Source organism: Bacillus sp. FSL M8-0025, assembly GCF_037975475.1.
Lineage (GTDB): Bacteria > Bacillota > Bacilli > Bacillales > Bacillaceae > Bacillus > Bacillus subtilis.
Window position 1 is genome coordinate 774,226 of the sequence record NZ_CP150258.1, and the last position, 22,239, is coordinate 796,464.

Consider the following 22,239-nt stretch of genomic DNA (forward strand, 5'->3'; position numbering starts at 1 on the left):
TGCGGTTATAAAGGAGATGCTGACCATGTTTCAATATGAAGAGTTGAATAAACAGTTTATCGGTGGGAAATGGCAGGAGGGCAGCAGCCCAAATGTATTGGAAAACAAAAATCCTTATACTCAAAAAACATTCACAACATTCCGTAAAGCGACTGCTGACGATGTAGATGAAGCGTATCGGGCAGCGGCGCTGGCAAAGAAAAAATGGGATGCGGTCAACCCGTTCGAGAAAAGAACCATTTTAGAAAAAGCCGTCACGTATATTGAAGAAAATGAAGAAGCCATTATTTATTTGATTATGGAGGAGCTAGGCGGTACAAGGCTCAAAGCAGCTTTTGAAATCGGTCTTGTCAAAAACATCATAAAAGAAGCGGCAACGTTCCCAATCCGCATGGAGGGGAAAATTCTTCCGTCCACAATAGATGGCAAGGAAAACAGATTATATCGCGTGCCGGCAGGCGTTGTCGGTGTCATCAGTCCGTTTAACTTCCCATTCTTTTTATCTATGAAATCAGTGGCGCCTGCACTCGGAGCCGGCAATGGCGTTGTGCTAAAGCCGCATGAGGAAACGCCGATTTGCGGCGGAACGCTGATTGCGAAAATTTTTGAGAACGCGGGAATTCCGGAGGGGCTGCTGAATGTTGTTGTCACAGACATTGCTGAAATCGGCGACAGCTTCGTTGAGCATCCAGTGCCGCGGATCATCTCATTTACCGGTTCTACGAAAGTCGGCAGCTACATCGGACAGCTTGCGATGAAGCATTTTAAAAAGCCGCTTCTTGAGCTTGGCGGGAACAGCGCCTTCATCGTGCTTGAGGATGCAGATATAGAATATGCGGTCAATGCGGCGGTGTTCAGCCGATTTACACATCAAGGACAGATTTGCATGTCAGCCAACCGCGTGCTTGTTCATTCTTCTATTTATGACAAGTTCCTTGAGCTGTACCAGGCAAAAGTGGAATCGCTGAAAGTAGGCGACCCAATGGATCCTGATACGATTATCGGGCCATTAATCAACAGCAGACAGACGGACGGGCTGATGAAGACTGTTGAGAAAGCAATTGAAGAGGGCGCTGTACCAGTGAAGCTTGGCGGATTTAACGGGACGATCGTTGAACCGACGATCTTAAAAGACGTCAAACCGTTCATGAGCATTGCCAAGGAAGAGCTGTTCGGACCAGTCGTCTCCTTTATGAAGTTTGATTCAGAAGACGAAGCGGTGGATATCGCAAACGAAACCCCGTTTGGCTTGAGCGGTGCCGTACACACGTCAAATCTTGAGCGCGGCGTGGCTTTTGCGAAACGCATTGAAACAGGCATGATTCACGTCAATGACACGACCATCAATGATGAACCGAATGTAGCCTTCGGCGGTGAAAAGCAATCAGGCCTCGGCCGTTTAAACGGTGAGTGGAGCCTCGAAGAATTTACAACGCTGAAATGGATCTCGGTCCAGCACGAAAAACGCAGCTTCCCTTATTAATGAAAAGGAGTGAATGGAATTGACCATAAACACGGAAAAAGAAACCGCAGATATTCTGGACGCATTTATCAAAGTAGCCCCTTATTTAAACAGCCTGGTTCAGGATGATATTACAATCGGCATTTATGATACGGAAAAACTGCTCGTGAATATACCGGCCAAAACCTTTTCGCTGAACGTAAAAGCCGGCGATCCGCTGCAGGAAGGGGATATTATCACTGATGCCATCCGCAGCAATGAGAAGAAGACGAGTATGGTTCCGAAAGAATTGTTCGGCTTTCCATTGATCGCGCGTGCCATCCCGCTGCACGACGAGAATGGAAGAGTCATTGGAGGCGTCGGCCTCGGAACGAGCCTTGAGGAGTCGTCAAAGCTGCATGATGTGGCGGAAAGCTTATCGGCTGTCGTTGAACAAACGGCCGCGGCTATTTCCGACATTTCTGAATCAATTAACGGGTTTTCAACTCAAATGTCGGGCATTTCCTCTCAGGCGAAAAAAGTAAGCGAAAGCGCCGGTGAAATCGCCGATATTTCAGTAACTGTTAAAGGCATCTCGGACCAAAGCAATCTGCTAGGCTTGAATGCCGCGATCGAAGCGGCAAGAGCAGGGGAGTCTGGAAAAGGATTCTCTGTCGTCGCAGATGAGATCAGAAAGCTAGCGACGCATTCAAAAGAAAATGTCGGCCAAATTGACCAGATTACGAAAAAAATCCACAGCCTGCTGAAAGGGCTGGAGGAATCCATTGAGTCGATTAATCAGCATACAGACGGACAAGCCGCTGCCGTTGAACAAATTTCCGCCACGATGCAGGAGATATCAGGAAGCGCGCAGCATCTTGCAAAAATGGCTGAAAAAGCGCTTGAGGAAGAGTAAAAGACCGGGGACAAATGTCCCCGGTCTTTTACTATCCTGCATTTCCATGAAATTTGTCTGACGTTTTACTAGTTTTATTCCAGCGGCTGATTTAAAATGTACACATGAACTTACGTGAGGATTGATAGGAACCATGAGCATATTAAAAGCGGAAAATCTTTATAAAACATACGGAGATAAAACATTATTTGACCATATCTCCTTTCATATTGAAGAGAATGAGAGAATCGGATTAATCGGGCCGAACGGAACAGGAAAATCAACGCTGCTGAAAGTGATTGCCGGCTTGGAATCTACCGAAGAAGGAGAAATCACGAAATCCGGAAGCGTGCAGGTCGAATTTCTTCATCAAGACCCGGAGCTGCCTGCGGGGCAAACAGTGCTGGAGCATATCTATTCCGGTGAATCGGCTGTGATGAAAACCTTGCGTGAATATGAAAAAGCGCTGTATGAACTGGGGAAAGATCCCGAAAATGAACAGCGCCAGAAACACCTGCTGGCAGCACAAGCGAAAATGGACGCAAACAATGCATGGGATGCAAACACCTTGGCAAAAACCGTATTGTCTAAGCTGGGCGTCAACGACGTAACAAAACCGGTCAATGAGCTCTCAGGCGGCCAGAAAAAACGGGTGGCCATTGCCAAAAACTTAATTCAGCCCGCTGATTTGCTCATTTTGGACGAGCCGACAAACCATTTGGATAATGAAACGATTGAGTGGCTTGAAGGGTATTTAAGCCAATATCCCGGCGCCGTCATGCTGGTGACGCACGATAGATATTTCTTAAACCGTGTCACCAACCGCATTTATGAGCTTGAAAGAGGCAGCCTCTACACGTACAAAGGCAACTATGAAGTGTTTTTAGAAAAACGCGCGGAACGGGAAGCGCAGGCTGAGCAAAAGGAAACGAAGCGGCAAAACCTGCTGCGCCGCGAGCTGGCCTGGCTCAGACGAGGAGCGAAAGCCCGCTCAACAAAACAAAAGGCGAGAATTGACCGGGTAGAGACGCTTAAAGAGCAGACAGGCCCTCAGTCATCAGGTTCACTCGATTTTGCCATTGGCTCGCACCGTCTCGGAAAACAGGTTATTGAAGCGGAGAACGTCATGATCGCTTATGACGGCCGCATGCTCGTCGACCGTTTTAATGAACTTGTCATACCAGGTGAACGGATCGGGATCATCGGGCCGAACGGCATCGGGAAAACAACGCTGTTAAATGCCCTTGCCGGCCGTCATACGCCGGACGGAGGCGATATTACGATCGGACAGACGGTCAGAATCGGCTACTATACTCAGGATCATAGTGAAATGAACGGTGAGTTAAAGGTCATTGACTATATAAAAGAAACGGCGGAGGTCGTAAAAACGGCAGATGGCGATATGATTACAGCTGAACAAATGCTCGAGCGTTTCCTCTTCCCGCGTTCGATGCAGCAGACGTATATCCGCAAGCTGTCCGGCGGGGAAAAACGCCGTTTATACTTGCTTCAGGTTCTCATGCAGGAGCCGAATGTCCTGTTTCTCGATGAGCCGACGAATGATTTGGATACTGAAACATTAAGCGTTCTTGAGGATTATATTGACCAGTTCCCTGGCGTCGTCATCACCGTATCCCATGACCGCTATTTCCTTGACCGCGTCGTCGACCGTTTGATTGTATTTGAAGGAAATGGCGTCATTTCCCGCTTTCAAGGCTCCTACAGCGACTATATGGAGGAGTCAAAAGCGAAAAAAGCGGCCCCAAAACCGGCAGCTGAGGAAAAAACGGCTGAAGCCGAGCCGAAGAAAAAACGGAAAAAGCTTTCTTACAAAGACCAGCTGGAATGGGACGGCATCGAAGATAAAATTGCCCAGCTGGAAGAAAAGCATGAACAGCTCGAAGCTGACATCGCCGCAGCAGGCAGTGATTTTGGCAAAATCCAAGAGCTGATGGCCGAGCAGGCGAAAACTGCGGAAGAGCTTGAGGCTGCTATGGACCGCTGGACAGAATTGTCCCTCATGATTGAAGAACTGGAAAGCTAAAAAGCGTGGCCGCAGCAGGCCGCGCTTTTTTTCACATAATGGACAAAAACGAACCGGCCTGCTTATGTTAGGATAAAATTGTGTGTCAGCGGCACATGGAAAACTAACGGAGATGATGAAGTATGACATGGGCGATCGTGATGTTAATTCTCATGAGTCTGGTGAAAATCGTATTAACCTGTCTTCCTACAGGCGTCATAGAATGGCTGCTCGGCAAATTTGAAGTGCACGCCAAGCTGAGTGACGAAAATGCGAGTCTCTCTCTAGATGGAAAACGCCTCGAGGGTGCAGAGAAGCAGAAAGTGATTGATCAATTTAACGAAGCTATCTTCCTGGAAAAATATTATATCTATCCAGGTGATGAAGAGCGTTATTTACATCCGGAAAATGGCGGCACGCCGCTGGTGATAGATACAAAAAAAGGAAAAAAAGACGTGAAGCTGTTCGTGTACCGCTACGACGACCATATCGACGTCGTGAAACAGTACAAGAAGAAAGTGATCGCGTATCGAGTGCTTTCTGAAAGCCTTCAAAAAGAGTCTCTGTCAGTGGCGGGAAGTTTAGCTTAAACAGGAAAGTGAAAGACGGGTGCTTTATGCTGCTCGTCTTTTTTATTGTTTTTTAAAACTTAACGTTTACGTTAAGGTTCAAAAGGTGTATAATGGTAACAGAAACGGCGAAGGGGGATTTACCTTGGAATGGATGAAGATTGATCAAGTGGCCAAAAGAAGCGGACTGACAAAGCGGACCATCCGGTTTTATGAAGAAATCGGCTTGATTCCGGCGCCGAAACGGACAGACGGCGGTGTAAGGCTTTATTCAGAGGATGATATGGAGGAGCTTGAGAAAGTCATCAGCACAAAAGAGGTGCTCGGTTTTTCCCTTCAGGAGCTTCAGCATTTCATGGAAACCAGCCGCCAGCTAGAGTTAAACAAAGAGGGGTATTTGTTGTCACTGGATCCTAAGGAACGGAAAGAAAAACTGGAGGAAATTCAGGAAACCCTGAATCACCAGCTGAGTTTGATTGATGAGAAAATCCGCACATTCCAAAGCTTTAAAGAACGCCTGCAAGGCATGAAAAATAAAGCGGAACGCGCCATTCAATCAATCGAATGAAAAGTTTGCCAAACGCTATTTTTGTAGCGTTTCTTTTAATGGAATTAAAGATGGAGGTCAGGTCAAATGGATAAGACAAAACAAGTGAATCAGAAAACAGGTTTGCTCAGCCAGCCGAAAGCGGTATGGGCTGTCGCGTTTGCCTGTGTGATTTCCTTTATGGGAATCGGGCTGGTTGATCCAATTCTTCCGGCCATTGCCGCACAATTACATGCTTCACCTAGTGAAGTATCACTCTTGTTTACAAGTTATTTGCTTGTAACCGGATTTATGATGTTTTTCTCAGGAGCCATTTCCAGCCGCATCGGCGCGAAATGGACATTAATTCTCGGACTTATTTTTATTATTGTGTTTGCGGGGCTTGGCGGCAGCTCAAGTTCAATCGCTCAGTTAGTCGGCTATCGCGGCGGCTGGGGGTTAGGGAATGCTTTGTTTATTTCAACAGCGCTTGCGGTCATCGTCGGCGTATCAGTCGGCGGCAGCGCCAAAGCGATTATTTTGTATGAGGCTGCGCTCGGTCTCGGGATTTCTGTCGGGCCGCTTGCAGGCGGAGAGCTTGGAAGCATTTCATGGCGCGCACCGTTTTTCGGAGTATCTGTCCTGATGTTTATTGCGTTAATCGCGATTTCTTTCATGCTTCCGAAGCTGCCGAAACCTGCGAAACGCGTCGGTGTGTTTGATGCGATGAAGGCGCTCAAATATAAAGGCCTTTTAACAATGGCGGTATCGGCATTCTTATACAACTTTGGATTTTTTATTTTGCTTGCTTATTCTCCGTTCGTTCTGGATTTAGATGAACACGGTCTTGGATATGTCTTCTTCGGCTGGGGCCTTCTGCTGGCGATTACGTCAGTCTTTACGGCGCCGCTCGTGCACAAAGCGCTGGGCACAGTGCGTTCGCTCGTCGTTCTCTTTATCGCCTTTGCGGCCATTCTCGTTATTATGGGGATCTGGACAGACCATCAGACTTTGATTATTACATGTATCGTTGTCGCTGGTGCTGTCCTCGGTATGGTGAATACGATCATGACAACCGCTGTGATGGGTTCTGCGCCGGTTGAACGTTCAATCGCGTCTTCAGCCTACAGCTCAGTCCGCTTCATCGGCGGCGCGCTCGCCCCGTGGATTGCAGGAATGCTGTCAGAACACTTTACTGCAAGCACACCATATACAGTAGGCGGAATCGTCGTTTTTGTCGGCATGCTTGTCCTTCTCATGGGACGTAAACATCTTGCTGGAATTAAGGCGGGGCATTAATAACGAAAGACACTGCGAAGATGCAGTGTCTTTTTATTCGTTATAATGCATCATAATCGAATTGGTGCAGGAAAGGACAACCTTTATGACACAATTTTACTATTTTTCGGCTGAAAACTCCCTTTAGAAACCGGTTTTTTCGGTCAGCAAGAACGGCGTTCGCGGAAAGGGCATCCGCTTCGGTCAGGCATTGATGCGGCTGGGATTTATCTTGGAGAAGCTGAGAATGTGTCCGTTCATTTACGATTGCCATTTCAAGTGATGGTTCATGCTGTAGAGGGGACGTTTGCCATGAAGGCAAAGCCTGACGAATATGATCAGAAATGTTTAGAAACGCTCTATCAATACATACACAGCGTCATGAAAAACAGCTTTTCTGTAGAGTGGTCACCGCTTGTCTGCCAAAAGAGGGCTTGACACTTGATGAATTCACATCTCCATTGCAGCTCATTTTAAAAGACAGAGAGCTTTTGAGAATCGTTCAGAATAAATGGCAGTAAAAACCCGCCCTTTAGCAGGCGGGTTTTTTTATAAATTAAAGCACTTTCGTCGTCCAAGACTCGCAGTTCCACGTTTCTGTCGCAATATCCATATAAAAGTCTGGCTCGTGGGAAATGAGCAGAATGGAGCCTTTATATTCTTTCAGGGCGCGCTTGAGCTCTTCCTTGGCATCGACATCCAAGTGGTTTGTCGGCTCATCGAGCACCAGCAGGTTTGTTTCTGAGTTGATTAGCTTGCACAATCTGACTTTCGCTTTTTCGCCTCCGCTTAATACGGAGACGCGGCTTTCGATATGCTTTGTCGTCAGTCCGCATTTTGCCAGAGCGGCACGGATTTCATACTGCGTATAAGAAGGGAATTCGCTCCATACTTCTTCGATGCACGTATTGTTGTTTGTTTCCTTGACCTCTTGCTCGAAATAGCCGGTATAGATGTGCTCACCGCGTTCTACAGAGCCTTCGAGCGGCTGGATTTCACCAAGCAAACTTTTCAACAACGTCGTTTTTCCGATCCCGTTTGCGCCGTAAAGGGCGATTTTTTGGCCGCGCTCCATGCGGAGGTTGAGCGGACGGGACAGCGGGGAATCGTAACCGATCACGAGGTCCTTCGTTTCAAAAATCAGCTTGCCTGACGTTCTCGCCGGCTTAAAGTGGAATTCCGGCTTTGGCTTTTCTGCCGCAAGCTCGATCATATCCATCTTATCGAGTTTCTTTTGGCGGGACATCGCCATGTTTCTCGTGCTGACGCGCGCTTTGTTGCGGGCGACGAAATCCTTCAGCTCTGCGACTTCCTGCTGCTGCTTTTTATAGGCCGCTTCAAGCTGTTGTTTCTTCACCTCGTAGACTTCCATAAACTGATGGTAGTCGCCGACATAGCGTGTCAGCTCTTGATTTTCAACGTGATAAATCAGGTTGATGACACTATTCAAGAACGGAATATCGTGGGAAATCAGGATGAACGCGTTCTCGTATTCCTGCAGGTAGCGTTTCAGCCATTCAATATGCTGTTCATCAAGATAGTTGGTCGGCTCATCGAGAAGCAGAATTTCCGGCTTTTCAAGGAGCAGCTTAGCGAGAAGGACCTTTGTGCGCTGTCCGCCGCTCAAATCGGTGACATCTCGCTCTAAACCGATATCGCTCAAACCGAGACCGCGGGCAATTTCTTCCACCTTGGAATCAATGACATAAAAATCATTGTTTGTCAGCGCGTCTTGAATGACGCCGACTTCTTCAAGCAGCTTCTCGAGCTCATCGGGATCAGCCTCGCCCATTTTGTTGTATATCTCGTTCATTTCCTCTTCCATCGCAAATAAATAATGGAATGCATCTTTCAGGACGTCGCGAATAGATTTTCCTTTTTCCAGCACGGTATGCTGATCAAGGTATCCGACACGGACGTTTTTTGACCACTCGACTTTTCCCTCATCAGGTTCAAGCTTTCCGGTAATAATATTCATGAAGGTTGACTTTCCTTCACCGTTTGCGCCGATCAAGCCGACGTGCTCGCCTTTTAACAGGCGGAAGGAAACGTTATTAAAAATGGCCCGGTCCCCGAAGCCGTGGCTTAAATCCTTTACAGATAAAATACTCATGTTTACACCTCTATCGTTATCAAACACGCACAATCGTCGTGTAATATTCACCCTTTTGATTATAAAGGAGGATTCGGAATGTTGAAAGGTATAGGAAAGAAAAAGAAAAATTGCGTTCCGGGCGAGGTTTTGAGATACTATGGAATAGATTTCAGGAATTGAGGAGAACAAAATGACGCAAACTTGGCCATTTTTACATAATGCACAATCATTTATACAAGAGAATTGGAATGCTTCCGGCTTTCAAACGCCAACCCCTGTTCAAGAGCAGGCAGCCCAGCTGATCATGGACGGAAAGGATGTCATTGGAGAATCGCCGACAGGCACAGGGAAGACGCTGGCGTATGCGCTGCCGGTCTTGGAGCGGATCAAACCAGAGCAAAAGCATCCGCAGGCGGTGATTTTAGCGCCTTCCCGTGAGCTGGTGATGCAGATTTTTCAGGTGATTCAGGATTGGAAAGCGGGCTCAGAGCTGCGCGCGGCTTCCTTAATCGGCGGGGCGAATGTGAAGAAGCAGGTCGAAAAGCTAAAGAAACATCCGCATATCATTGTCGGCACGCCAGGCAGGGTATTTGAACTGATTAAAGCAAAGAAACTCAAAATGCATGAAGTGAAAACGATTGTACTTGATGAAGCGGATCAGCTTATCCTGCCGGAGCATCGCGAGACGATCAAACAAATTATTAAAACGACATTAAGAGACCGCCAGCTTCTATGTTTCTCTGCCACGCTTAAAAAGGAAACAGAGGATGTGCTCCGCGAATTGGCGCAAGAGCCTGAGGTGTTGAAGGTGCAGCGAAGCAAGGCAGAGGCAGGGAAAGTGAAGCATCAATATCTCATTTGTGACCAGCGTGACAAAGTAAAGCTGCTGCAAAAGCTGTCAAGGCTTGAAGGCATGCAGGCACTCGTATTTGTGAGAGACATTGGCAACCTGAGTGTATATGCGGAAAAGCTGGCATATCACCACGTTGAACTCGGCGTTTTGCACAGCGAAGCGAAAAAAATGGAGCGGGCGAAAATCATTGCCGCATTCGAAAACGGAGAGTTTCCTCTTTTATTGGCGACTGACATTGCCGCACGCGGTTTAGACATTGAAAACCTGCCATACGTGATTCATGCTGATATTCCAGATGAAGATGGCTATGTCCACAGATCAGGACGAACAGGCCGGGCCGGAAAAGAAGGCAACGTGCTGAGCCTTGTGACAAAATTGGAGGAATCAAAGCTGAAAAAAATGGCGAAGAAGCTTGGTGTTGAGCTGAGTGAAGCTGTGTATGCAGGCGGAAAACTGAAGACGAAATAAAAAGGAGGGCGGAAAGCCCTTTTTTTTGTTGTAAAATAATAGAAAAGATTTTGCGCGGAGGTGGGAAAATGGCTTCAATAGACAGGTTTCAAGTAATGCAGGAGCCAGAGCTGAAAATACTTGAACACTGGTTTGAGAATGAGGATACCAGACGGAGAATGGATGGGATGCTGCCATTAGATGAGTGGTACGCACGAGTAAATAAAGATAAACACGATACTGTCATCATGGCGTATGATGGACAGCTGCCGGCAGGGATGGTCGTTATTGAGTTCGGAGAGGAGCGGACGTATATTGGATTGATCGTCAATCCTTTGTACCGGCTTCAAGGGTACGGAAAACGGATACTGCAAAAGCTGATGACCGAACCTGATTTTACTAGCGTGCGGGAATGGGTGGCATGCATTGAAGAAGACAATCGAATCAGTTTAGCTTGCTTTCAAGCAGCAGGATTCACTTTAGAAGACACGGAACCTGATGAAGATGGTTTTCTTACGCTGATTCTTCGCAACTGATCTCATCGAAACACAAAAGGAGGGCAAAAAGCCCTCCCGTTTTCATCTTCATTCAGCTCGGATCACTGACCTTGATCAGCTGTTTCCCTTTATTTTCTCCCTTAAATAAACCGAGAAACGCGTCAGGAATGTTTTCGAAACCTTCTGTGATGGTTTCCTCGTAATGGAGTTTACCAGCCTTCAGCCATTCGGCCAGCTGTTTTGCTCCCTCAGAAAAACGATCGGAGTAGTCGCTTACGATAAAGCCTTGCATCAGCGACTTCGTTTTAATGAGTTTTGATTGGACACGAGGGCCCATGTCATCTGCTTCGCTTTTTGCGTTATAGGAAGAAATGGCGCCGCACACCGGAATGCGGGCAAATTCATTGAGCAGATTCATCACCGCGTCTGAAATCGGTCCGCCGACATTGTCAAAATACACATCGACACCGTCAGGACAAGCGTTTTGAAGCGCTTTTTGGATATCATCCGCTGTTTTGTAATTGATGGCTTCGTCAAACTGAAGCTCCTGTTTTAAATAGTCGATTTTTTCATCAGAGCCCGCGATGCCGACGACTCGCGCGCCTTTGATTTTGGCAATTTGCCCGACTGTTGAACCGACGGCTCCAGCAGCTCCGGAGACAACCACGGTTTCGCCTTCCTTCGGGCGTCCGATGTCCAGCAATCCGAAGTATGCTGTTAAGCCGGTCATTCCCAAAATGCCGAGATAGGCCGAAGCGGGAGCAAGGCTTGTATCAATTTTTCGCAAGGCAGACTCGCTCACAGCGGAAAATTCCTGCCAGCTGAGATTTCCGATGACGATATCGCCTTTTTTCAGATGATTCCCGTCTGACACAACTTCAGCGATAACCCCGCCAGAAAGCGCTTTATCCAAGGCGAACGGCTCAACATATGACTTCGTATCCTGCATACGGCCGCGCATATAAGGGTCAACCGATACATAAAGCGTTTTGACAAGCACTTCCCCTTGCTTGGGTTCAGGAACCGGTATGGTTTCAAAGCGAAAGTCTTCATGAACAGGAATACCTTGTGGACGTCTTGCTAATTGAATTTGCTGCTGAGATGCTGTCATTTTCATCCTCCTATCACTTGGTTGACACCACTGTAACATGGACAGGAGAGGAAATACAAAAGGTAAGCTGGCATACAAAAAAGGTTATAGATGAGCTTATGCTTTCTACAAGCTCTTTTGTTTTAAAAGTTCTCTTTAGTCATTTATCATTATTAGAAAACAGAACAGAAAAAGAGCTCCTGTACACCTAGCTAAGATTGGCTAGTGTGTATGTCGATTCTTTTTCATATTCTTGCAAGCATCTGCGAGGGGGAGCTTAGTCGTTCACATTTTGCTTTCGCATCAATCTGCAATAGCAAAGTCTATGCGATTTTTTTACATCAGCAAAGATTTGTTCAATTTTTTCCTTTTATGCCGAGTTTTTCTGAAACAGATAATTGATGGTACTCAACCATTTTCTTTTGGTCAATAAAGTAATGTTTACTTATTAATTAAACACGCGAAAAAGCAAACGAAAACATAATTAAATTTTATATATTTATTAAAAGCTTATATGTTTATTTACCTTTTTTTTGAATTGTAATTGAGAAAATCCATATATTGCGGACACTAATAAAAGAATACCTGCTGAAACATAAACTAAACGAACTCCAAGGAAATCTGAAATAGCCCCTATAGCCAGAATTGAAAACATAAAAATGAACTGTACTAAAGAAGACCTTGCAGACATTATATTAATTCGAGTTTGCTCGGTTGTTATGTTCTGAATAAGTGTTTCTTGTGTAAGATCTCTTAATATATAAGCCGGCCCCATAAAGAGAACCAAAATTAGAGCTAAGTATGAATTACTTATAAAACCATATATTAAAGTTAAACTTCCATATGAGACAGCGCCAATTAACATAAAATTAATTAACTTATTTTGAAATCTCTCCGACAGCTTATATATTATAAATCCCCCTATCATCGAACCTAAATAATATGCTCCATTAATAAATCCCCACCATGATTCTCCTTTATGCAAGACTTCGTTAACGAAAGCTAAAGAGACAGATCCTATCCAAATCATTCCTGCCCATGACTCAATTAAATCCATAATAATAATTGTTCTAAGTTTCTTTTGGCTAAATAAATACCGCCAACCACTTACTATACTCTTATTGGGAGAATTTTTTTCACGTATGACAGAATTAGCGTGGCCATGTGGTAGACAAAATAAAAGAGAAAGAAGAGATGTAAACAACAAAAAGATAGTAAGTATAATGGTATATCCCTCACCTAAAAATGCAATTATGAGACCACCTAAAGACCAGCCTACAAATTGAAAAGTTTGGTCCACTGTAGATAATAATCCATTTGCTTTTACTCTTCTATCAGGAGAGATTATTTCCCCTATAATTGCACTTTTTAAAGGTGAGAACCATCCATTAAAAAAGGAAATACAGCTAATAATAATAAAGACTAAAATGAGAGTTTGATTAGAGTAAGTTCTTAATAAAGCATAGAACAAACATATTAATAACAGCATTTGTATCAATTGAGAAATAATTATTGTAAGAGGCAGTTTTAATCGAATTGTTATTAACGGTAATATAGCACTTCCAAAAATACGAAAAATAATACTTATTAATGTCACCATAGAGGCGATGGTTGTCGAATTGGTCATTTTAAACAAAAACGAAATCACTACCATAGTATATAGAGAAAAACCTAAATTTGTAGTGGTCTGGCTAAATAAAATAGAATAATAACCTTTACTCATATGTATCCTCCCTTGGAATAATTTTTCTCGGTAAAGAGCTTAAACATATTTAAACACCTTAAAACAACAAAAGTAAAGAAAAAATTTCCTTGTAAACTATTTACTTTTATTCTATTTATTGTTATTGTTTATTTAAGTTCTCTGACTATTCTATCAATATTCAGGGAACCACATATCTTATTAAAGGGGGGGAAAACCATGAGAAAATTAAGAAAAAACTGGAGAAAATCGATTGTTAGCCCGGTTCTTTATACTAATGAAAAATGGTAAACACTTAGGGAATAGCATTTAATGCTATTCCTTATTTCAACAAACAAATCGGGAGGTTATCGTAATTTGACTCTATTAATGCAAGATCATAAATCAATTTACAATAAAGATATAGAAATATTAATTGAAGTTGAAGAACTTATTACTTCTGTTCCAGAAAATAAAAAAAATGATTTTAAGAGTTTAATCGATAATAGAATTATGACTCTACTAAATAAAATTCAACACCCTGTAGCAGCGGAAAATGTGTTTGGGATGTGTATTGCTTATCCGAATACTTACATAAGGTATAGATTAATTGATTTCGTTGAAAAATGGGTACCTTATTTCTCTGCTGTAGAAACTATAATCAATCTAACCCAGGATCCGGATGATTTAGTTTCTTTTAAAGCTATGGATGTCTGTGCAAATCATAAAATTGAAGAATCTGTAGCATATTTGTCTTCGATTATTGATGATGTCCGGGAGAGTATAAGCTACCCTAAAAAACCTGTGGGATTAGGGGCCCAAAAAGTATTAAGTACATTATTAGATATATTCGGTGTTGAAAAACATGAAGAGCTAGTAATGCTAAAAAATTATTTTGATCAAAATGGTATACTTCCTAATAACTTTGACTTTGAAGAAAAAATTCCTCAAAGTCTAATAGAGGAATTCGAAAAAACAGAAGAAGATGGGATGATTTTAATTCCGGGTGGCTTTTTTGAATTCGGTTTAAATGAAAATGAAATTCCTGACAAAACATTTAATTGGAAAGATGCTGTTCCTAGACAAAAAGTATGGTTACCTCCATTTTTTATCGATAAGTATCCTGTTACAAATAAAGATTATGATATCTTTACCGAGTTCATAGAGGAAAATGGGCATATATTCTGTCATCCTAATGAACCGCAGAATAAACAACATAGAAGAAATACATATTGGGATGATAGGTATTTAGATAATCATCCCGTTACAGGTATAGATTTTTATGATGCATTTGCTTACGCAAGATATAAGGGGAAAGAATTGCCAACCGAGTTTCAATGGGAAAAAGCTGCTCGAGGCGAAAAGGGTAATGTCTGGCCTTGGGGAGATAAATTTGATCCTGCAAAGGTTCAATATGCTGGAAGTCTTTATAATGAACCCATTACTTCTTTAAAGTCCTGGAGAGAAAATTTATTAAAAGCTCATGCTGATAAAGAATTAAATCATTTAACAAGTGATATTTTTGAACAAAATGGTGAAAGTCCCTATGGAGTATGCGGTATGATCGGCGGAACATGGGAGTGGACTAGAAGTGAGCTTAAAACAAAGAGAGCTTTCCACCCTATTTTTGAGAATGTACCATTTAATAGTGTTAACTCATTTGCCGTTCTTAAAGGAGGATCATTCTTCTCTCATCCAGGCTTAATGTTCCCTTCTTTTAGAGCAAAAGATATTCCTTTCTGTCGACACAATGAAATGGGGATTAGATGCGTAAAGAATATTCCAGTATATAAAATTAGAGAATCAATTAATGGGCCAATTACTAATAAAGCAATTTATTAATCATTCTAGGTTAGAGACTTGATAAAAGTATACTAACATTGTGTAATAATGTTCAGCTTGTAGAAAAAACAATGTTTTTTCTACAAGATTTTATTTTAAATGCTTTTCAAAATTATCAGGGATTGAGAATCAGAAAAAGAGCCATTAAGCTCGATCTTAGCTAGGTATTACGATCTTCTGTATATTATTGTGAGAAATATAGAAGATTCAGTTAGTTAGCATTTCGATTTTAAGCTGAGCCTGCAATAGCAAAGCATCTGTTTTGATTATTCTTTTTCTGATACATAAGCTAATTTTGTCGCTTTTCTTTTTTGTCTTTTCACGCATTTCGAGGATGACTTACTATAATTCTTTCAGCTTTCTATGTGTTAAGATTCGAATAGATGAAATAACTTTAACAAGTTGGTCAATAAGAACAGATTTAACTTTATGTTAAAAGAGTATCTCGTATAGAACATAAGAAGAATGACGAGTTTTTTAAGATTATCATCAATTATGTGAGAATAAAATATTATAAGGGAAAATGAAGGCTGTCACGTTTCTCGACAGCCCTAGGGATTTCCTCTCCTTTTCATTTCGCCCGTAATTTCGGGCACAGTCCCGTCGGCAGGCACATTGGCTTCTGGTCGATCGGGCTTCTCATGATGCAGCATTCCAAGCCGAAGACTTCACGGAAAAATGGCTGGGTGAACACATCTTCCGGTGTTCCGGCGTTGTATATTTTTCCGTCCAGCACACTGATCAGATAGTCAGCATATTGAGCGGCTTGGTTTAAATCATGGAGCACCATGACAACGGTGCGGCCATGGTCGCGGTTCAGCTTTTTCAGCAGTTCAAGCACTTCAATCTGGTGTGAGATGTCTAAATACGTGGTCGGCTCATCAAGCAAAAGCAAATCAGTGCCTTGCGCAAGTGCCATGGAAATCCAGGCTCTTTGTCTTTGACCGCCTGAGAGGGCATCAAGTGTCCGATCCTTCAGTTCAATCATGCCCGTTGCTTCCAGTGCCCACTCTACCATGTCATGATCCTCTTGGGTATGCTTGGATAACAGCTTTTTGTGAGGATGTCTGCCAAAATAGCATAATTCCTCTACCGTCAATCCTTCAGGAGCCTGAGGAGATTGTGGAAGAATGGCCAGTTTTTTTGCGACTTCTTTTGATGGCTGGCGGTGGATGTCTTTTCCTTCTAGTAGCACTGTACCGCTTTTCGGGGCCATCAGCCTGGCGAGCGATTTGAGGATTGTTGATTTACCGCAGCCATTAGCGCCGATGAGCGCAGTGATTTTTCCTTCTTCTATCTTTAAGTCGACTCCGTCAATAATCACTGTACTGTCATATGAAAGAGTGAGCTGGTCTGCAGCCAGTTTTCCCATGGTATCCTCTCCCTACTGTTTCCTCGCTTCGAATTTCAATAAATATAAGAAATAAGGCGCGCCGATCACGGCTGTCAGTATTCCGGCAGGTATTTCAACCGGAGGCATGATGCCGCGCCCTAACGTATCTGCAATTAATAATATAATAGCACCAATCAATGCCGATGCAGGCAGTAAATATTTAGCTTTTTCTCCGGTAAGCCGTCTGGCGATATGCGGAGCAAGCAAGCCGATAAAACCGATTGAGCCGACGACGGCTACACAGCTTCCCGCCAGCGCCACCGCGGTGAAAATCAGGATGAATCTCAGCCGGTTTGCGTTTTCTCCGAGACCCTGTGCAAGCTCATCCCCGAGTGACATAAGATCCAGCTTCGGTATGAGTATGCAGATGATCGGAAAAAGAATCAAAAGCCATGGCGCAAGCAGCTTGACTTCTTCCCAGTTTCTTCCCCAGAGGCTTCCTGTCAGCCAAATGAGTGCAGCATTCACGTCGCCTGGAAACTTGACCATCATATATTGCATTCCGGCGTGGCAGACCGCGCCTAAAGCAATGCCTGATAAAGCCAGTGAAGAGGGCTGAATGCTCTTTTTTCGGGCTATCATTAATAATAGTACAGCAATAATGGCGGCTCCGGCAAATGCGGAGAACGGAAGCACGTATACCGGCGACTCAGGAAAGATGAGAATCACAGCCATCGCCGCAAGTCCGGAGCCTTTTGAAATGCCGACAACGTCTGGGGAAGCGAGCGGATTTCGGATCACACCCTGTAAAATCGCTCCGGCAGCGGCAAGCCCAGCACCGGCCAAAATCGCTAATATGATGCGGGGCAGACGATATTGCTGGATGATAAATTCAAAGGAATGATCCAGTCCCAGCAGATTCGTCACTACTGCATCAGGTGAAATGTATAATGCACCGATTCCAATGCTGATGACGGACAGAACGATTAAAATCACGGCCAATATGAGTATCGCCAGCAAGGGGCGTTTTTGTTTTCTGGTTGTTTTCTTCATTTCAGATGCCGCCCTTTCCTTGCCAAATATAAGAAAAACGGCGTTCCGATAATCGCGGTGACAATGCCGACCGGTGATTCATAAGGAAATGCAATCCATCTGGCCAGAACATCTGCGTACACCAGCAAAATGGCACCGAACAGTGCCGAAAACGGAAGCACGTATTGATAATGTTCTCCGATCAGCTTGCGGACAATATGCGGGACGAGCAGCCCGACAAAGCCAATCGGCCCGGCGACGGCTACGGAAGCGCCGGAAAGGATTAAAATAATCAAACTGATCAGAATCCGGATGCCGTTCATATTTTGTCCAAGCCCTTTTGCTGTTTCGTCTCCGAGACCGAGAACAGAAACAGAACCGGAAAATACGAGGGCAAGCCCGATGCCAATGACAGAAAACGGAGCGATGGTTATGACGTCCTGCCAGTTGCTGCCGTCGATTGCGCCTGTCATCCAGTACAGAACATCCTCACCTGACTCATTTAAAATAATGATGGCCTGTGTCATAGAGGAGAGGAACAAGTGCACGGCCATTCCCGACAGCGCCAGCTTGACAGGTGTCATTCCGCCGGATGAGGCAATCATATATACAATCGCGCCGCCTGCTGCCGCACCCGCAAAAGCGAATATAACAGATGAATAGGGCGATGCCGGCAGAATGACGAGAGAAGCAACGACAAAAAGCGATGCACCCGCATTCACACCGAAAATTTGGGGTGAAGCCAGAGGATTTCTGGTCATAGCCTGCATCAGCGCCCCTGCTACAGCTAGGCTGGCGCCGACAAAAACGCCGATTAATGTGCGGGGAAGGCGAAGAGTAGAGATGATGAGCTGTTCCTTTGAACCGTCCCATACAAAAAGATATTTCAATGAATCTATGATGCCGATGTCTGAGGCTCCTACTGAAAGATTCAGCCCAAGCCCAAATATAAAAATAATCAGTGCAATGATGAACATCATCAGTCTTGATGATGAGCGCCGTTTGGCTGAATGATACAACAGTCTCACTTCCTTACTGCGTCTGGTGGCAAAAACGAAGAAGCAAGGATTCCCCTCGCTTCTCATTTGTCCTATTTATTATACACTTTTTTAAGCACATCTTTGGCGCTTGTTTCACTAGACTTGATGCCTCTGAATCTTGTCCAAGTGTCACGGTCCGCATCATAGACTTGTCCATTTTTCACCGCTTTGAGATTTTTCCAGAGCGGGTTCGTTTTCCACTCATCTACAATGGTTTTGCCTTCGTTGGCTGAGATGAACAAAATATCAGGATCGATTTTGCTCAATTGCTCTAGGCTGACCTCTTGATAGGCGTTATCTGACTTCACAGCGTGTGTAAAGCCTAGCATTTTAAAGATTTCTCCGTCATAGGATGATGATGTATGAAGCTGGAAGGAATCCGCCCTTGCAACGCCGAGAACGATGTTGCGGTTTTCATCTTTCGGAAGTTCGGCTTTTAGATCGTTGATGACTTTTTTGTGATCGGCAAGCTTTTCTTTTCCTTCATCTTCTTTATTTAATGCTTTAGCAATGGTCGTAAAGCTGTCGATCGTTTCGTCATATGTCGCTTCACGGCTTTTTAATTCAATCGTCGGAGCGATTTGTTTCAGCTGTTTATAAATGTTTTTATGGCGCTCAGCGTCAGCGATGATTAAATCAGGCTTCAAGGAACTGATGACCTCAAGATTGGGTTCGCTGCGTGTGCCTACAGATGTGTAATCAATGGAGCTGCCGACAAGCTTTTTAATCATATCTTTTTTGTTGTCATCTGCGATGCCCACCGGCGTAATGCCGAGATTGTGAACGGCATCCAAGAATGAAAGCTCAAGCACAACCACCCGCTTAGGTGTGCCGCTTACTGTCGTTTTTCCTTCTTCGTCATGGATCACTCTGGAATCCTTAGACTCGCTTTTGCCGCTTCCGTTGTTATTCTGGCTTGATGAACAGCCGGATACAATGAGGCAGGCGAGCAATAAAACACTCATGATGGCAATCAACTTGTTAGAATAGGTGCGCATGTCATTCTTCCTTTTTTCAGATTTAGTAATGAGAATCATTATCACATGTAACACTATAATAGCATGGCTTATCATGTCAATATTTTTTTAGTAAAGAAAGCTGCGTTTTTACTGCTTTCTCATGAAAGCATCATCAGACACAAATAAGTGGTATGCAGCGTTACCGTGTCTTCGAGACAAAAACGCATGGGCGTTGGCTTTAGAGGTTTCGAACATATCAGCAGTGACATAAGGAAGGAGAGTGCTGAGATAACCGGACAATTTCTTTTCTATTTCATCTGTTAGTGCAAATTCAATGTCGCCGATATTCATGATAATCGAGAAAACAAAGTCGATATCGATATGAAAATGTTCCTCGGCAAAAACCGCAAGCTCGTGAATTCCTGGTGAACATCCGGCACGCTTATGGAAAATCTGTTTGACTAAATCACTCACAATCCAAGCATTGTATTGCTGTTCTGGTGAAAAGTATTGCATTAGACATACCTCCTGCTCGTACGGATAAAGGCAGCGTTTCATGGTCGTGTGCTCCGTGCAGCGGCTTCTCCTTAATTTTGATTTTTCTGAAAATAGGTCCCGTTCCTATCACTTTACCATGGACGGAAAACAAATAGCTACTACCATTCCTCCTGTTTTTCTCTTCAATGTTCTGGAATCTGTTTCAGGTACAGACGATCGGGTATGAAAGAAATATAGAAAACATGAAGGAGGAATATCGACATGAAACCAGTTGTAAAAGAGTATACAAATGACGAACAGCTCATGAAGGATGTAGAGGAATTGCAGAAAATGGGTGTTGCGAAAGAGGATGTATACGTCTTAGCTCACGACGATGACAGAACGGAACGCCTGGCAGACAACACGAACGCCAACACGATCGGAGCCAAAGAAACAGGTTTCAAGCACGCGGTGGGAAATATCTTCAATAAAAAAGGAGATGAGCTCCGCAATAAAATTCACGAAATCGGTTTTTCTGAAGATGAAGCCGCTCAATTTGAAAAACGCTTAGATGAAGGAAAAGTGCTTCTCTTTGTGACAGATAACGAAAAAGTGAAAGCTTGGGCATAAAGCAAGGAAAAAACCAAAAGGCCAATGTCGGCCTTTTGGTTTTTTTGCGGTCTTTGCGGTGGGATTTTGCAGAATGCCGCAATAGGATAGCGGAACATTTTCGGTTCTGAATGTCCCTCAATTTGCTATTATATTTTTGTGATAAATTGGAATAAAATCTCACAAAATAGAAAATGGGGGTACATAGTGGATGAAAAAAGTGATGTTAGCTACGGCTTTGTTTTTAGGATTGACTCCAGCTGGCGCGAACGCAGCTGATTTAGGCCACCAGACGTTGGGATCCAATGATGGCTGGGGCGCGTACTCGACCGGCACGACAGGCGGATCAAAAGCATCCTCCTCAAATGTGTATACCGTCAGCAACAGAAACCAGCTTGTCTCGGCATTAGGGAAGGAAACGAACACAACGCCAAAAATCATTTATATCAAGGGAACGATTGACATGAACGTGGATGACAATCTGAAGCCGCTTGGCCTAAATGACTATAAAGATCCGGAGTATGATTTGGACAAATATTTGAAAGCCTATGATCCTAGCACATGGGGCAAAAAAGAGCCGTCGGGAACACAAGAAGAAGCGAGAGCACGCTCTCAGAAAAACCAAAAAGCACGGGTCATGGTGGATATCCCTGCAAACACGACGATCGTCGGTTCAGGGACTAACGCTAAAGTCGTGGGAGGAAACTTCCAAATCAAGAGTGATAACGTCATTATTCGCAACATTGAATTCCAGGATGCCTATGACTATTTTCCGCAATGGGATCCGACTGACGGAAGCTCAGGGAACTGGAACTCACAATACGACAACATCACGATAAACGGCGGCACACACATCTGGATTGATCACTGTACATTTAATGACGGTTCGCGTCCGGACAGCACATCACCGAAATATTATGGAAGAAAATATCAGCACCATGACGGCCAAACGGATGCTTCCAACGGTGCTAACTATATCACGATGTCCTACAACTATTATCACGATCATGATAAAAGCTCCATTTTCGGATCAAGTGACAGCAAAACCTCCGATGACGGCAAATTAAAAATTACGCTGCATCATAACCGCTATAAAAATATTGTCCAGCGCGCGCCGAGAGTCCGCTTCGGGCAAGTGCACGTATACAACAACTATTATGAAGGAAGCACAAGCTCTTCAAGTTATCCTTTCAGCTATGCATGGGGAATCGGAAAGTCATCTAAAATCTATGCCCAAAACAATGTCATTGACGTACCGGGACTGTCAGCTGCTAAAACGATCAGCGTATTCAGCGGGGGAACGGCTTTATATGACTCCGGCACGTTGCTGAACGGCACACAGATCAACGCATCGGCTGCAAACGGGCTGAGCTCTTCTGTCGGCTGGACGCCGTCTCTGCATGGATCGATTGATGCTTCTGCTAATGTGAAATCAAATGTTATAAATCAAGCGGGTGCGGGTAAATTAAATTAAGAAAGTGAAAAACACAAAGGGTGCTAACCTTTGTGTTTTTTAATTAATTAAAATGTTTATTAACTTAGTTAAGGAGTA

Annotated in this window: 19 protein-coding genes and 1 pseudogene; 12 read left to right on the top strand and 8 right to left on the bottom strand. The window is 44.0% G+C overall.

Going from position 1 to position 22,239, the window contains the following annotated elements; all coding sequences use genetic code 11:
* Window positions 1-25 precede the first annotated feature (25 nt).
* The 7 genes and pseudogenes from yfmT to MKX38_RS04000 form a co-directional block, all read left to right on the top strand.
* The gene (gene yfmT / locus MKX38_RS03970) at window positions 26-1,483 is read left to right on the top strand and encodes a benzaldehyde dehydrogenase (RefSeq protein ID WP_116316374.1); all 1,458 of its coding nucleotides are present in this window, start codon (window positions 26-28) and stop codon (window positions 1,481-1,483) included.
* Between the two features lie 13 nt (window positions 1,484-1,496).
* Window positions 1,497-2,357, top strand: a complete 861-nt coding sequence (locus MKX38_RS03975; RefSeq protein WP_015252586.1) for a methyl-accepting chemotaxis protein — start codon at window positions 1,497-1,499, stop codon at window positions 2,355-2,357.
* A 133-nt stretch (window positions 2,358-2,490) separates the two neighbouring features.
* Window positions 2,491-4,380 carry an ABC-F family ATP-binding cassette domain-containing protein gene (locus MKX38_RS03980; protein WP_339188720.1) on the top strand — a complete coding sequence of 630 codons (1,890 nt, stop codon included), beginning with the start codon at window positions 2,491-2,493 and terminating at the stop codon, window positions 4,378-4,380.
* Window positions 4,381-4,502: 122 nt separating this feature from the next.
* Window positions 4,503-4,949, top strand: a complete 447-nt coding sequence (locus MKX38_RS03985; protein ID WP_003243426.1) for a YfmQ family protein — start codon at window positions 4,503-4,505, stop codon at window positions 4,947-4,949.
* 124 nt (window positions 4,950-5,073) lie between these two features.
* The gene (locus MKX38_RS03990; protein WP_043857940.1) at window positions 5,074-5,496 is read left to right on the top strand and encodes a MerR family transcriptional regulator; all 423 of its coding nucleotides are present in this window, start codon (window positions 5,074-5,076) and stop codon (window positions 5,494-5,496) included.
* 66 nt (window positions 5,497-5,562) lie between these two features.
* Window positions 5,563-6,753, top strand: coding sequence for an MFS transporter (locus MKX38_RS03995; protein ID WP_339188723.1), 1,191 nt, complete (start codon window positions 5,563-5,565; stop codon window positions 6,751-6,753).
* Window positions 6,754-7,044: 291 nt separating this feature from the next.
* Window positions 7,045-7,131: pseudogene (locus MKX38_RS04000) on the top strand (hypothetical protein); the annotation flags it as partial.
* Window positions 7,132-7,288: 157 nt separating this feature from the next.
* On the opposite strand, the gene MKX38_RS04005 reads toward MKX38_RS04000, so the two are convergent.
* Window positions 7,289-8,845 carry an ABC-F family ATP-binding cassette domain-containing protein gene (locus MKX38_RS04005; RefSeq protein WP_014476110.1) on the bottom strand — a complete coding sequence of 519 codons (1,557 nt, stop codon included), beginning with the start codon at window positions 8,843-8,845 and terminating at the stop codon, window positions 7,289-7,291.
* Window positions 8,846-9,017: 172 nt separating this feature from the next.
* On the opposite strand from MKX38_RS04005, the gene MKX38_RS04010 reads away from it, so the two are divergent.
* A complete protein-coding gene (locus tag MKX38_RS04010; protein WP_339188726.1) occupies window positions 9,018-10,148 on the top strand; it encodes a DEAD/DEAH box helicase in 1,131 nt (376 codons plus the stop codon).
* 68 nt (window positions 10,149-10,216) lie between these two features.
* Complete coding sequence (locus MKX38_RS04015; RefSeq protein ID WP_015252579.1) at window positions 10,217-10,663, top strand: GNAT family N-acetyltransferase; 447 nt, start codon at window positions 10,217-10,219, stop codon at window positions 10,661-10,663.
* 52 nt (window positions 10,664-10,715) lie between these two features.
* On the opposite strand, the gene MKX38_RS04020 is transcribed toward MKX38_RS04015, so the two are convergent.
* Window positions 10,716-11,735, bottom strand: coding sequence for an NADP-dependent oxidoreductase (locus MKX38_RS04020; RefSeq protein WP_033883243.1), 1,020 nt, complete (start codon window positions 11,733-11,735; stop codon window positions 10,716-10,718).
* A gap of 481 nt (window positions 11,736-12,216) precedes the next feature.
* Window positions 12,217-13,437, bottom strand: coding sequence for an MFS transporter (locus MKX38_RS04025; RefSeq protein WP_003233743.1), 1,221 nt, complete (start codon window positions 13,435-13,437; stop codon window positions 12,217-12,219).
* 336 nt (window positions 13,438-13,773) lie between these two features.
* Here MKX38_RS04025 and MKX38_RS04030 point away from each other — a divergent pair, with 336 nt between their 5' ends.
* On the top strand, window positions 13,774-15,237 hold the full coding sequence (locus MKX38_RS04030) for a formylglycine-generating enzyme family protein (RefSeq protein WP_003244287.1): 1,464 nt from the start codon (window positions 13,774-13,776) through the stop codon (window positions 15,235-15,237).
* A 571-nt stretch (window positions 15,238-15,808) separates the two neighbouring features.
* On the opposite strand, the gene yfmF is transcribed toward MKX38_RS04030, so the two are convergent.
* The 5 genes from yfmF to MKX38_RS04055 form a co-directional block, all read right to left on the bottom strand.
* Window positions 15,809-16,609, bottom strand: a complete 801-nt coding sequence (gene yfmF, locus MKX38_RS04035) for a Fe(3+)-citrate ABC transporter ATP-binding protein YfmF (RefSeq protein ID WP_003233737.1) — start codon at window positions 16,607-16,609, stop codon at window positions 15,809-15,811.
* Between the two features lie 12 nt (window positions 16,610-16,621).
* On the bottom strand, window positions 16,622-17,623 hold the full coding sequence (gene yfmE / locus MKX38_RS04040; RefSeq protein WP_213415009.1) for an iron chelate uptake ABC transporter family permease subunit: 1,002 nt from the start codon (window positions 17,621-17,623) through the stop codon (window positions 16,622-16,624).
* Window positions 17,620-18,621, bottom strand: coding sequence for a Fe(3+) dicitrate ABC transporter permease FecD (gene fecD / locus MKX38_RS04045; RefSeq protein ID WP_015482945.1), 1,002 nt, complete (start codon window positions 18,619-18,621; stop codon window positions 17,620-17,622). Before fecD ends, yfmE begins: the two co-directional genes overlap by 4 nt.
* A 71-nt stretch (window positions 18,622-18,692) precedes the next feature.
* A complete protein-coding gene (gene yfmC, locus MKX38_RS04050) occupies window positions 18,693-19,640 on the bottom strand; it encodes a Fe(3+)-citrate ABC transporter substrate-binding protein YfmC (RefSeq protein WP_015715495.1) in 948 nt (315 codons plus the stop codon).
* 108 nt (window positions 19,641-19,748) lie between these two features.
* Window positions 19,749-20,117 carry a YfmB family protein gene (locus tag MKX38_RS04055; RefSeq protein WP_003233730.1) on the bottom strand — a complete coding sequence of 123 codons (369 nt, stop codon included), beginning with the start codon at window positions 20,115-20,117 and terminating at the stop codon, window positions 19,749-19,751.
* A gap of 243 nt (window positions 20,118-20,360) precedes the next feature.
* On the opposite strand from MKX38_RS04055, the gene MKX38_RS04060 reads away from it, so the two are divergent.
* The gene (locus MKX38_RS04060) at window positions 20,361-20,708 is read left to right on the top strand and encodes a general stress protein (protein ID WP_003233729.1); all 348 of its coding nucleotides are present in this window, start codon (window positions 20,361-20,363) and stop codon (window positions 20,706-20,708) included.
* 190 nt (window positions 20,709-20,898) lie between these two features.
* Window positions 20,899-22,161: a pectate lyase gene (locus tag MKX38_RS04065; protein WP_003244025.1), complete on the top strand. Its 1,263-nt coding sequence runs from the start codon at window positions 20,899-20,901 to the stop codon at window positions 22,159-22,161.
* The last annotated feature ends 78 nt before the right edge of the window (window positions 22,162-22,239 follow it).

Bases quoted from the DNA above. Each gene is read 5' to 3' on its own strand.
- MKX38_RS04020 (WP_033883243.1), bottom strand. From the start codon at position 11,735: ATGACAGCATCTCAGCAGCAAATTCAATTAGCAAGACGTCCACAAGGT.
- yfmC (WP_015715495.1), bottom strand. From the start codon at position 19,640: ATGCGCACCTATTCTAACAAGTTGATTGCCATCATGAGTGTTTTATTG.
- MKX38_RS04005 (WP_014476110.1), bottom strand. From the start codon at position 8,845: ATGAGTATTTTATCTGTAAAGGATTTAAGCCACGGCTTCGGGGACCGG.
- MKX38_RS03975 (WP_015252586.1), top strand. From the start codon at position 1,497: ATGGAATTGACCATAAACACGGAAAAAGAAACCGCAGATATTCTGGAC.
- yfmT (WP_116316374.1), top strand. From the start codon at position 26: ATGTTTCAATATGAAGAGTTGAATAAACAGTTTATCGGTGGGAAATGG.
- yfmE (WP_213415009.1), bottom strand. From the start codon at position 17,623: ATGAAGAAAACAACCAGAAAACAAAAACGCCCCTTGCTGGCGATACTC.
- MKX38_RS03980 (WP_339188720.1), top strand. From the start codon at position 2,491: ATGAGCATATTAAAAGCGGAAAATCTTTATAAAACATACGGAGATAAA.
- MKX38_RS04060 (WP_003233729.1), top strand. From the start codon at position 20,361: ATGAAACCAGTTGTAAAAGAGTATACAAATGACGAACAGCTCATGAAG.
- MKX38_RS04015 (WP_015252579.1), top strand. From the start codon at position 10,217: ATGGCTTCAATAGACAGGTTTCAAGTAATGCAGGAGCCAGAGCTGAAA.
- MKX38_RS03985 (WP_003243426.1), top strand. From the start codon at position 4,503: ATGACATGGGCGATCGTGATGTTAATTCTCATGAGTCTGGTGAAAATC.
- MKX38_RS04055 (WP_003233730.1), bottom strand. From the start codon at position 20,117: ATGCAATACTTTTCACCAGAACAGCAATACAATGCTTGGATTGTGAGT.
- MKX38_RS04025 (WP_003233743.1), bottom strand. From the start codon at position 13,437: ATGAGTAAAGGTTATTATTCTATTTTATTTAGCCAGACCACTACAAAT.
- MKX38_RS04065 (WP_003244025.1), top strand. From the start codon at position 20,899: ATGAAAAAAGTGATGTTAGCTACGGCTTTGTTTTTAGGATTGACTCCA.
- yfmF (WP_003233737.1), bottom strand. From the start codon at position 16,609: ATGGGAAAACTGGCTGCAGACCAGCTCACTCTTTCATATGACAGTACA.
- MKX38_RS03995 (WP_339188723.1), top strand. From the start codon at position 5,563: ATGGATAAGACAAAACAAGTGAATCAGAAAACAGGTTTGCTCAGCCAG.
- MKX38_RS04010 (WP_339188726.1), top strand. From the start codon at position 9,018: ATGACGCAAACTTGGCCATTTTTACATAATGCACAATCATTTATACAA.